The 11,122-nt window shown below is 61.4% G+C and carries 10 protein-coding genes; 7 read left to right on the top strand and 3 right to left on the bottom strand.

The features are described 5' to 3' along the window. Positions 1 to 78: 78 nt before the first annotated feature. A complete protein-coding gene (locus tag CJZ80_RS03340; RefSeq protein WP_158217413.1) occupies positions 79 to 825 on the bottom strand; it encodes a M20/M25/M40 family metallo-hydrolase in 747 nt (248 codons plus the stop codon). 175 nt (positions 826 to 1,000) lie between these two features. Between CJZ80_RS03340 and CJZ80_RS03335 the strand changes: the two genes are divergently transcribed. The 6 genes from CJZ80_RS03335 (at position 1,001) to CJZ80_RS03315 (ending at position 8,830) form a co-directional block, all read left to right on the top strand. Continuing rightward, positions 1,001 to 1,690: a MerR family transcriptional regulator gene (locus CJZ80_RS03335; RefSeq protein ID WP_094510651.1), complete on the top strand. Its 690-nt coding sequence runs from the start codon at positions 1,001 to 1,003 to the stop codon at positions 1,688 to 1,690. 34 nt (positions 1,691 to 1,724) lie between these two features. After that, complete coding sequence (locus tag CJZ80_RS03330; protein ID WP_094510650.1) at positions 1,725 to 2,981, top strand: VWA domain-containing protein; 1,257 nt, start codon at positions 1,725 to 1,727, stop codon at positions 2,979 to 2,981. After that, on the top strand, positions 2,968 to 3,603 hold the full coding sequence (locus tag CJZ80_RS03325; RefSeq protein WP_094510649.1) for a metallophosphoesterase family protein: 636 nt from the start codon (positions 2,968 to 2,970) through the stop codon (positions 3,601 to 3,603). Before CJZ80_RS03330 ends, CJZ80_RS03325 begins: the two co-directional genes overlap by 14 nt. A 174-nt stretch (positions 3,604 to 3,777) precedes the next feature. After that, positions 3,778 to 4,647, top strand: coding sequence for a GIY-YIG nuclease family protein (locus tag CJZ80_RS14865; RefSeq protein WP_144036893.1), 870 nt, complete (start codon positions 3,778 to 3,780; stop codon positions 4,645 to 4,647). A gap of 18 nt (positions 4,648 to 4,665) precedes the next feature. After that, on the top strand, positions 4,666 to 8,205 hold the full coding sequence (locus CJZ80_RS03320) for a TM0106 family RecB-like putative nuclease (RefSeq protein WP_094510648.1): 3,540 nt from the start codon (positions 4,666 to 4,668) through the stop codon (positions 8,203 to 8,205). A 208-nt stretch (positions 8,206 to 8,413) separates the two neighbouring features. Beyond that, positions 8,414 to 8,830: a hypothetical protein gene (locus tag CJZ80_RS03315; RefSeq protein ID WP_094510647.1), complete on the top strand. Its 417-nt coding sequence runs from the start codon at positions 8,414 to 8,416 to the stop codon at positions 8,828 to 8,830. 185 nt (positions 8,831 to 9,015) lie between these two features. Here the strand turns inward: CJZ80_RS03315 and CJZ80_RS03310 are convergent, their stop codons facing one another. Further along, positions 9,016 to 9,642 carry a hypothetical protein gene (locus CJZ80_RS03310; RefSeq protein ID WP_144036892.1) on the bottom strand — a complete coding sequence of 209 codons (627 nt, stop codon included), beginning with the start codon at positions 9,640 to 9,642 and terminating at the stop codon, positions 9,016 to 9,018. A 497-nt stretch (positions 9,643 to 10,139) separates the two neighbouring features. Here CJZ80_RS03310 and CJZ80_RS03305 point away from each other — a divergent pair, with 497 nt between their 5' ends. Next, positions 10,140 to 10,832, top strand: coding sequence for an SOS response-associated peptidase (locus CJZ80_RS03305; protein WP_369802983.1), 693 nt, complete (start codon positions 10,140 to 10,142; stop codon positions 10,830 to 10,832). A gap of 55 nt (positions 10,833 to 10,887) precedes the next feature. Here the strand turns inward: CJZ80_RS03305 and CJZ80_RS03300 are convergent, their stop codons facing one another. Further along, entirely contained in the window at positions 10,888 to 11,067 is a 180-nt protein-coding gene (locus CJZ80_RS03300; RefSeq protein ID WP_094510644.1) for a hypothetical protein, read from the bottom strand. Positions 11,068 to 11,122: the final 55 nt, after the last annotated feature.

The following is an 11,122-nucleotide window of genomic DNA, read 5'->3' as shown; positions in this document are numbered from 1 at the left end:
GATGCCGGAGTGACTACTCGCCAAGAAGCGTAAAGTCCTCCGCCCAGACCAACACCCTGCACACTAAGAACCTCTTACTCAGAGCACCCCAAGCCCCTCCTTCAAACCCTCGGTGACAGCCGCCAGAAATGGTAGATCGAGGGTGTCGATCATGTCGCTCATCCTGTGGTAGTGCGGATTGCGCATGAAGGAGGTGTCGGTCACCATCACGGCGTCGTAGCCCGTATCCCAGAAGGGGCTGTGGTCGCTCAGGCGCACATCGGGAATCGCCCGACCGGCATCGGGCACCGGCAGCAGCTTGGTGACGACATGCCGCCCCATGCGGCTCGCGAGGCCCGGCAGCATCGCTGTAGCACCCAGGTTGCCGACTACGGCGATGAAATCACCCCGGTCGCCGTAGATCGCCCGCATGGCCGGGTGAGGGTAGTTCTGGGTTTCGCAGGTGTAGGCGAGCATTTCCAGGCTCACCATCAACTTGAGCTTCTGCCCGCTGGCCTTGAGCTCCCTGGCCAGGGCGGTGCTGCCGAACATGCCCCATTCCTCTTGGTCAAACCCCACGATCCACACGGGTCGCCGGGGCGGTTGTGCCTTCCAGTGCACCGCCAGCTCGACCAGAGCAGCCAGCCCGGAGGCGTTGTCATCGGCGCCGATCGAGTGCAGGGGGCCGTCGTAATGGGCTGCCACCAGCAGTGGATCCAGCTCCGGGTGCTGGCCGGGGAGCTTGAGAATCAGGTTGGTGCCCTCATCGATCCCTTCCGAGAAGCGGTGTTCTTCCAAGGGCCCAAGGGCGCCGAGCTGCTCTTTGAGATAGGCCCGAACCGCCATCAGGCCCATGGGGTCCCAGCGGGCATGGCGGGGCCGGGCCAGTTGCTGCAGGTGCTCCAGCAGTCGGGTGTGGTCTGGGGCGAGTTTGGAAGCGGGGTGAGCGAAGGTGATCCAGCAGCAGGGCCACGAAGCTTAGCCGCTTGACACCTGCACTGCAAGTGTGCATAATTAGGCCATGGTGAAGGTCTCCACTCCAGCTGACGCCCTCTACGGCCTCGAGGAGCTCCTCCTCGTCGCCGGCAAGCTGCTGGGAGAGGTGATCTCATCTCGCACCGTGCGTCTCTATGCCACCCAGGGGTTGATCGATCGCCCCGGCAAGGAGGGCCGCAGTGCCGTCTATACCCACCGTCACCTCCTGCAACTGGTGTTGGTGCGCGCCTTGGCCCGGCGCGGTCTCAGCCTCTCAGCGATTGCTCCCCTCTGCGTTCTGGCCGACCCCGATCTGGAGCAACAGCTGGAGCAGCTCGATGGGGAAGGGGCGGCGGCCATCGTTCCTTCCCCTCCTGCTTCCCGTGCCGCCCTCGACTACCTCCGGGATCTGCAGTCCTCAGAGGAATCCACCCCAACCAGTGACGACATTCCTGCGCACCTGTTGAGCAAAACCCATTCGCTCAGTCCCGTTCTCGGGATGCTCAGCGAACCCTTCTCTACCCAGGCCCGCTCCGAACGCTCCCCTTCCGGCTCCCGCTACGGGGGGAGCAGTCGAGAGGCCTCAAGCCGTTGGCTGCGCTTCACCCTTGCCCCCGGGATCGAAGTTCACGTCCGCGAATCCGTTTCTCTTCCTCCTGCCGGTTCCCGCCGTCAGCAGTGGCTCAAGCGCCTGCTGGATCGGCTCAACGAACTGATCGACGACCCCTTCAGCTGAATCTTTTTTTCCAAGTACCACCGCCTACTCAGCTATGACCCAACCCACCCTGCGCTTCCGGCCTCTGCGGCCGGCGGTGGCCTCTGATCGCCCGTCACGCCTTGATCTGCTGCTCACGATCACACCCCCAGCCCTTGACGTTGATCCCCAACGCCAGCAGCGGCCGCCGCTGAACCTGGCCCTGGTGATCGACCGCTCCGGCTCGATGAGCGGCACCAAGCTCAGCTACGCCCGCAAGGCGGCCCGCTTCCTGGCCGGGGAACTCACCAGCCGTGATCGCCTCGCCATCGTCACCTTTGACGATGAGGTGAAGGTGGTCGTGCCCTCCACCCCCGTCATCGATCCACAGCCGTTCATCGCTGCGATCAACACGATCCACAGCGGTGGCTGCACGGCCCTCTTCGATGGCTGGCTGGCGGGAGCCACACAGGTGGCCGAACACCTCGATCCCACCCAGATGAACCGGGTGCTGCTGCTGTCCGATGGCCAGGCCAATGAGGGCCTCACTGACCAGAATCAGATCGCCAGCAAGGTGGCGGGTCTGACCCAACGGGGAATCAGCACCAGTGGCTTTGGCCTGGGGGTGGACTTCGATGAAGACCTAATGGGGGCCATGGCCGCCGCAGGCGATGGCACCCTGGCCCACATCGAAACCCCGAGCCAGCTGGCGGATCTCTACGCCTCCGAGCTCCAGGGCCTGGCCACCACCTTCGGGCGGCGGGTGAGCATTGGTCTACGGGGCAAGCACGGCGCCGAGGTGGTCGATCTGCTCAACGACCTCAAGCCCACCGGCGCCGGCAACCATCAGCTCCCCAACCTGCGCACCGGCCAGGAGCTCAATGTGGGTGTGCAGCTCAAGCTGCCCGCCTGGATCCCCAATCAGGAGATGCTCAGCGTGCGCCTGGCCTGGGATGCCCCCGGTAGCAGCGAACGCCAGATCCTGATCGAGCATCTGCAGTTGCCGGTGATGGAAAGCGAAGAACTCGGGGCACTGGACCCCGATAAGGCGGTGGCCGAACAACTGGCTCTCTTCAAGGCCGACCGCGAACGCAGGCGCGTGATCAGCGAACTCGATCGCGGCGATCACGACACCGCAAGCCTCAGCCTGAGGAATCTGCGCGACAGTCTGTTGTCGATGCCCGCGACTCCAAGGATCACCCGCGAGCTGGACCTGCTCAACCAGAAACTGTCCTTGCTCAAGAGCGATCCCAAGCTCAGCCGGAAGCGCCTGAGCCGGGAGTCGATGCGGTCCAACACCAACGTCTGGGAGAGCGACGATGACCAGGCCTGATGTGGTGGCGATCGGGGATGTGCACGGCTGCGCCGCCTTGCTGGAGGAGCAACTTCTGCCGCATCTGGATTCAGGTGTGGAGCTGATCTTTCTCGGTGATCTGATCGATCGGGCCCCCGAACCCGATGGTGATCGCAAGGTGCTGGAGCGGATCTGGCAGCTGCAGGAGAACCCCGGCGCCTTTGGCCTGGCGGCGGTGACGGTGCTGCGCGGCAACCACGAGCAGATGCTGGTCGAGTCGTTGGCGTCAACAAAACGAGGACTCGCCTTCGAGCTGTGGCGCTGCAACGGCGGCGACCCCGCACTGCTGCCCCTGGCGCGCGAACACCGGGAGTGGTTCGAGCAATTGCCGGTCACGGCGGTTCGCGGCAACTACCTGTTTGTGCATGCCGGGGTGCGGCCGGGGGTTCCGTTGGAGCGCCAGGCCTTCGACGATCTGATCTGGATCCGCAAACCCTTCCTCTCCAAGCCCCATGGGCTGCCTTACACCGTGGTGCACGGCCATACGTTCCGCAACGACTACCAGGTGACCCGGTTGCCACATCGGATCGGAATTGATACGGGGGCATATGTGAGTGGAGTGTTGACAGCGATTCAACTTCCATTGAATATGCATGCATAACTAAGACTGGCGCGCTGCATGGTGTCAATAGCATGTGACAATGCACTCCCTTTGCTCACATAATTGGATGACATCGCTTAAGCCATGTAGAACTCGTAGAGATTCACGTGCTGAGCAGCTCGGCACAGTGTGTGCGAATGTAATCTTGCCATCCACCAGCCAACGGGAGCATCAATGATCCAAGTTGAAAATCTTCAGGACTTCGCAAATGGCTACAACCTGACTGCGCCAGTCTTTGCTCACGTGTTTCCTCGTAGTGGAAATAGTTTATCTTATTATCAGGACGTATTAGTTTTTAAAGGTAAAGATGGAATGTCGACTGAAAACAAATACCAGAATAGAAATAACTTTAGAAACGCTGGAACTATCATAAATCTTTTGCCACTCGATCGGAATGAGCGATATATCTTCGCAGGAGCTTACGATGTCTCTTCTGGCCCTAGGGAAACCGGACTCAATGCCAATGGAGATACCGTGTTTATAATTGAAAATACATTTAGTGACAACGCGATTAATAAATGGTTTGGCCGCGTGACCTTTAAGTGGAGTAGCCCATGCCGAAACAGATACTTAAATATTGGCAATACTGGAATGGGGTTTCAGTTTATTGAGATTAGAGAATTCCCCTTTGGCATATCCGATGTCCCCTTTCCAGGTTTTTACTCGTTTCACTTGAATCGGCAACAGTTTGATCTTCGAATTGGTGGAGGTGGAGCACCCACCTGGAAGGCGGCTCTCTCTTCAGTCGCGGGCATCTATGTGATCACAGATGCATCGACTGGCGACTCATACGTTGGCTCTGCATATAGCTCTACTGGCATGCAGAATCAGGGATTATGGGGGCGCTGGCGGGGATATGTCAACGGCGGTCACAATGGAAATGCAATGCTAAGAAGTCACATCAACGCGAATGGAGCAGACAACTTAATCTATAGCATTCTTCACACAATGGATTCAGGAAGCAGCAAAGATGATGTAATTAGACTGGAGTCCTTTTACAAGAAAGCATTCGGGACTAGGGTCCACGGCCTAAACCTAAACTGAAAGCCATAACTTCCTTTCATGTCTAATCCTAATTCCTCTCGCCCCATCACCCCCAGCCAGCTCTCCCTCTTCAGCCGCAGCCCCCGCATCGGTGCATGGTGGGAGGAGCTCAAAGCCAGAGGTCTTTTCACTGGCGAGCAGCCACCCCCCTCCTCCCTTGATGAGCAACTGTTCGCCGATGGCCTGCGCCTCGAGCAGGTGTTGCTCAACCAGTTGGAAGCCGAGGGCTATCGCATCGCCCGCCTGGCCGGCAAGCAGAACGAGGCTGATTACGTCGCCACCCGCGAGGCGATGCAAGCAGGGTTTGACTTCATCCATCAGGCCTCGCTGAACAACGGAGAGATCCGCGGCTCGGCCGATGTGCTGCGCAGGATTCCCCAACCCTCAGATCTCGGCGACTGGAGTTACATCCCGATCGAGTGCAAGCTGGCCAGTAAGCCCCGCACCACCTTCCTGGTCCAGGCCTGTGCCTACTGCGAACTGCTCACCCCACTGCTGGGGCACCGGCCCGATCGCTTCGAGTTGTTTCTCGGTGGTGGCCGCTTCCAGACCTACGACATCGATCGTTTCTGGGCCTGGTACCAACAGCTCCGCAACCGCTACCGCGATTTCTGTGCCTCCTTCGATTCCGCCTCACCACCGGAGGATGAACCCGGTGATCACGGCAGCTGGAGCGCCTTCATTGAGGAGCGCCTGATCGCCGAGCGGGATCTGGTGTTGGTGGCGAACATGCGCCAGAACCAGCGCCTCAAGCTCAAGGCCGCCGGCATCCACACGATCGAGCAGCTAGCCGAACTGCCTCCCGGCGCCAGCATTGCTGGCCTGGCGGCCGAGGCCCTTTTCGAGCTGCGTCAGCAGGCCCAGCTGCAGCTCACCCCCCACGGCCCCGATGGCAAGCCCGCCTTCCTGGTGCGCCCCCTGCAGCCGGGCAAGGGCCTGGCCGCCCTGCCCGCCGCCGATGCCGGCGACATCTGGTTCGACATGGAGGGCATCCAGGATGCCGTTGCTGCCAAGAAGCTCGAATACCTCTTTGGGGCCTGCTACCGGGAGGTCCCGGCTCAGCCGGCAGCCTTCATCGCCTGGTGGGGTCATAGCCCCCTGGGAGAAAAGCGGGCCTTCGAGGGGTTTGTGGATTGGGTGGAGGAACGACGGCGCCGTCATCCAGCCTTGCACGTCTACCACTACGCCAGCTATGAGAAGTCGGCGATGCGCCGCCTCTCCCAGCAACACCAGACCCGTGAGGCGGTGATCGACGACTGGTTGCGCAGCGATCTGCTCTGCGACCTGCTGCCGATCGTCACCCGCTCGATCGTCCTCGGTGAGGGCAGCTACTCGATCAAGAAGGTGGAGGGGCTCTACATGGGCCCTCGTGGCGCCGATGTCACCAACGCCGGTGATTCTGTTGTCGCCTACCTGCACTGGCAGTCCTCCGGTGAGCCTTCCCTGCCGGGACCCGCCCCAGAAGGCAGCCCCAGGCTTCAGGCGATCGAGGACTACAACCGCGACGACTGCGTCTCCACCGTGCTGCTGCACGACTGGCTGCTGGAGCTGCGCCGCGCCCAGGGCCTGCCCGAGCAACCGCTCGAGCATCCGGAGGAGGAACGCCCTGAGGCCGAACCCTGGCCCCTGGAAGCCCTCAGCGCCCGGTTGATCGCCGAGTTGCCCGAGCAGCTCCAGAGCGATCCAGCCGCCAATGCCCCAGAAGCCGAACTGATCGCCCAGGAAGAACTGGGTTCACGGAGCCTCAGCTGGCGGGTGCAGCGCCTGCTGGCCCAGCTGCTGCCGTTCCATCACCGCGAGGCCAAGGTGGCCTGGTGGGCCTACTTCGACCGCAGGGGTAAGGCCCTGCAGACTCCTGAGGATCTCGACGCCGATGGCGAGGCCATCAACGGAGCCGTCTGGCAAAGCGTTGAGAGCGTGCCGAGTCCCAGAACCGGCTCCGACTGGCACACCTTCTGCTTCGATCCGAGTCAGACCCTCAAACTCCATGTCGCCCAGGGAGATGGGTCCATCAAGCTGGAGATCCCCGAGACCGGCCAGAAGCTCCAGGCCGTGGTGATCGACGGCGAGCGGGGCACCCTCACCCTCAAGTACCCCTGGAGCGCCAGAGACAAGCGGCAAGCCGCCGGCCAGGCGGTGGAGCTTCCCAGGGGTCCCATGGCCCTGATCAAGGTGCCCGAGGACATCAGCGAGCTCCTACGGGACAGCCTGCTGGCCCAGGCCGAGAGCTGGGTGGATGGTGGCAAGCCCATCCCTGCCGCCATCGTTCACCTGCTGGAGCGCCGTGCCATTGAGCCCCTGATCGGGCTCAATGCTGCCCTCGCAGCCGATCCGAGCGCTTTGCCCGCCCAACTGGCGGAGTTTCTGGCCTCCCACAGCGATCTGACCCTGGCGCTCCAGGGGCCCCCAGGCACGGGCAAAACCACCGTCACCGCCGAGGTCATTGCCGAGTTGGTGGAGCGCGGTCTGCGGGTGGCGATCAGTTCGAACAGCCACGCCGCGATCAACAACCTGCTGCTCAAGGCCCACAGCGCCTGCGCCACCCGTGGCCTCAGCCAGCAGGTGGTGAAGTGCAGCACCGCCAAGGACGACAAAGGCCTGGTCGGCCAGCCCGTGGCGCTCTGCAAACCCGATGCGCTCACAGGTTCGATGGCCGTGGTGGGCGGCACGGCCTGGATGTTCGCTCGCCCCGTGATGGAGGAGCTCTTCGACTGGCTGGTGGTGGATGAGGCGGGGCAGATGTCCCTGGCCAATCTGCTGGTGATGGCTCGCTGCGCCCGAGGAATCCTGCTGGTGGGCGACCAGCAGCAACTGGCCCAGCCCAGCCAGGCCGATCATCCGGGAGAAAGCGGCAGCTCCTGCCTGGAGTATCTGATGCAGGACAAGGCGGTGGTGCCGGCCGATCGGGGCGTGTTCCTGGCCACCAGCTGGCGGATGGAACCCTCGCTCACCGCCATGGTGTCGGCGCTCTTCTACGACTGCCGCCTCAAGGCCAGCCCCGCCAATGCCATCAACCGGATCGAGTGGCGGGAGCCCTTCACCGGCAGCAAGGGTGGAGTCCTCCCCAGCCAGGGGTTGGTGTTTGAGGCGGCTGAGCACACCAGCTGCAGCGTCTGCTCAGAGGAGGAGATCGAACGCATCGCCCAGCTAGTGGAAGCCTTGCTGGGTTCCAGTTACCGCCATGCCAGCAGTGGCGCTGAACGCCGTGGGCTGTTGACCCCAGACGACATCCTGGTGACCGCCCCCTACAACGTGCAGGTGAACCGGCTCCAGCAAAGGTTGGGCAACCGGGCACGGGTGGGAACGGTGGATCGATTCCAAGGCCAGGAGGCCCCCGTGGCCATTCACTCCCTCACCGCCAGCGACGGAGACGCCGCCCCCCGGGGCCTGGGTTTCCTGCTGCAGCCCAACCGGCTCAATGTCGCCATCAGCCGTGCCCGTTGCCTCTCGATCGTTGTGGGCTCACCCGGCCTCGTCACGGGTATCGCCAACACGGTGGAGGAGGCGGAGCAGATCAATCGGTTGTGCCGATTGGCCCAAGTTCCTATGGAAGGATGATCTCAGAGATTTCAACTGAACTGACTTGGATTCCCTTCTCAATCCATTGAGGAATAGCCTATTTTGGTCAATTGTGCCACTGACGTGATCCTCTTGAACTTGAAGTGATCGAGATGGAGAGGCGTCAACTTCCCCGGCAGAGGGGGAGACAGAGCACCTAAGCTGAAGAAAGTGCGCTTCTATCATTTGTTCTACATCGGAGAAATCTATGTCGTTCAACGTCAAGTCTTGGCTGGTAGATGCGGTGGTCGATGCAGTACTAGCCAAGCCATCTGGCTCACGCCACGGAATCACTGGTTTCTGGCTCGCATCGCTGAACCGCGTACGCAATGAGCGCATCCTGAGGATTGGCACGCTCAATGGGCATCACTTCTTACTTGCCGCTGAGATTGACCCGGTTGCGACGCACGTGATGGACCCAAAGCGTCTTGATGAGTACGTCGAGCACGAGATCCTCAAGCACTCGAAAGACAAGGACTCCCTCTCCATACAAGCCGCTCGCGCCCACGTAGAAGAATGCATCGAGAAGGGGCGCATCGTCGTCGCCTTCCGGAATGCTCGTGCATTCACCGGAGGATTCAAGAGCAATGGGCGCAACTCCATCTGGTACGAGGAAGATCGGTGACATTGAAACCCAACTCAGCAGCCCAAGACCTCACACCCCATGCCTACACACCCCAAGGCCCGCCTGACCCCCATCGGTCGGGAAAGCCCTCGCCGCCAGCGATGGCGACGCCGCCCCCCGGGGCCTGGCAACGGGGATTGCCAATACGGTGGCGGAAGGGGAGCAGATCAATCGGTTGTCCCGGATCAGGCAGGAAAGCCTTTGTGGTAGCGGCCAGTGGATTGGTAGCGAATCCGCTGATTGATCGCGTCCATGCTGAAGTCAAACAATTCACCGTCGTTGAGGTCGATAAACTGACCGGCAAGCAAGAGGCCGTGTTCGACCGTCTCCACCAGCTGGCCATAGTCGATTCGGTAGAGGTGCGCGTGGTTCCCATAGGAGTCCTTGATGGCCGCGAACAACTCTGAAAGGTTCTCGCTGAACTCCTCATCAAACACCTCATCGGAGGACATACCCTCCGGCAGGTTGTAGGCCGTGGGGCGCAGCAAGGGAACACTGTCCGGCACGACAACCTCCTCCTCCGGTGCATAGACCATCGGACAGCTGCCACGGGTTTCGAGCATCCACTCCAGAAGCTTGTCCAACCCCTCCGCATCAGCGGTCATCAGCGCCATTTCACCGTCCTCGTCCGGCTGGCTCTTCACCCAGTCGATCGCTTGGATGGCTGCAATGGCGTGGCCTTCGTTCATCCATGGCAAGAGATCCAGCAAGGAAAAACCACCGAACCCCTCATCCACAAGGCTGTCGATGCTGCGGGTCGTGCTGTCGAGCTGATTGAGCCACCGCAAGGTCGCTGGAGCGAGATCAGTCATGGTGCGGCCGGGAGCAAGGAAGCCGGGCAGTCTACCTTATTCTCACAGTTGCAGTGGCACTGTTGTCCTTTTGAGTTTTAAGCTCGGGCTGGGTCCAGGCCTGGGAGCTCTGGCTTGCGAAACACACGGCAGAGCGAGATAAACCATCGGCATGGCTCCAGCCATGCCCACTGCGTCGGCTCGAGCATCTCCGCCTCATCAATCTCTGTGGAGCCATGGCTTTGCCGTCCCAGCTGCCCCAATAACCACCAGGGCTGGTGATGATCTGCTGATCTTCCCAATGAGAAGGGCGCCCCGTGTCGGGCGCCCTTGGGCCGGTTGCAGGGCTTGGGCTCGCGCTGCCCTGGTCGAGGCCTCTGATTCATTGATAGATCCGATTGACCGTGGCGTCAGTACGGCAAACCGATCCACCGCAGCGTGGCCGTCTCCAGTGTGGGTTTGGTCCCCTCAGACTCACTCCCTGCGAAACCCCTCAGCCAGTAGTCAGGTCACTCAGATTGGGAGAAGCCCAATCGGATCCGCAGGCGTCGCTGATGTGTGGCCGCTACTCGCTCACCACCACGATCGATCAGTTGCTGCCAAGGCTCAAGGGTCCGCTGCCGGAGGGTTTCCTCGAGCAGTACCAGCCCCGGCAGCAGGTGCGGCCCGGCGAACCGCTTCTGATCCAGCGCCAGCAACAGGGCCGACTGGAGGTGGGCTACGCGCAGTGGGGCCTCGTGCCGAGCTGGCTGAAGGACACCCGCGGCAAGAGTCGGCCAATGAATGCCCGCAGCGAGACGGTGAGCCAGAAGCCTTTCTTTCGTGGTCCCTGGCGCCATCACCGCTGCCTGCTGCCTGCCGATGGCTTCTACGAATGGAGGCCGCCGCCGGAAGGGGAAGGCCATGGACCCAAAGGGAAGAAGCAGCCCTTCTGGATCCGCCGTCAGGACGGCGCCCCCTTCTGGCTGGGCGGCCTGTGGGACCACTGGATCGCTCCCGATGGCAGCGAACTCCAGACCTGCTGCATCCTCACCACCACCCCCAACGCCCTGCTGCGTCCGATCCACGACCGCATGCCGGTGGTGATCAACGATGGATGGGAAGAGGCCTGGTTGCTGCCGGAAGACGCAGCCGAGCTGCGGGGGCTGGAGGCGCTGATGGCCCCGTGGGATCCCGCCGGCTGGGAGGCGATTCCTGTCGACTGGTTGTGATCTGCAAACTCGCTCTGGTCATCGATTGATGAAGAGGCGCCCATTCCTGAGGTGCTCAATCCCCAAGCTTCTTGTCGAGCCACTGTGTCACTACGTAGACACCGATAAACATCGGCAGATACGCGATCCACATGTTGGGGAGATCCAGCTCTGAGTTGTTGATCAGAACAAGCCCGCCATAACTAATCAGGCCATAGATCAACGCTCTACGTAGTGGTCCAACAAGCTTCTTCAAGTGAGATGAAACAGTGGCTCTTTTATGCTATCTGCATTAGAAATCACGGCGCCAA

This window comes from Synechococcus sp. MW101C3 (assembly GCF_002252635.1).
GTDB lineage: Bacteria > Cyanobacteriota > Cyanobacteriia > PCC-6307 > Cyanobiaceae > MW101C3.
The sequence above is the reverse complement of the archived record's forward strand: the minus strand, read 5'-3'. Positions and strand labels throughout refer to the sequence as shown.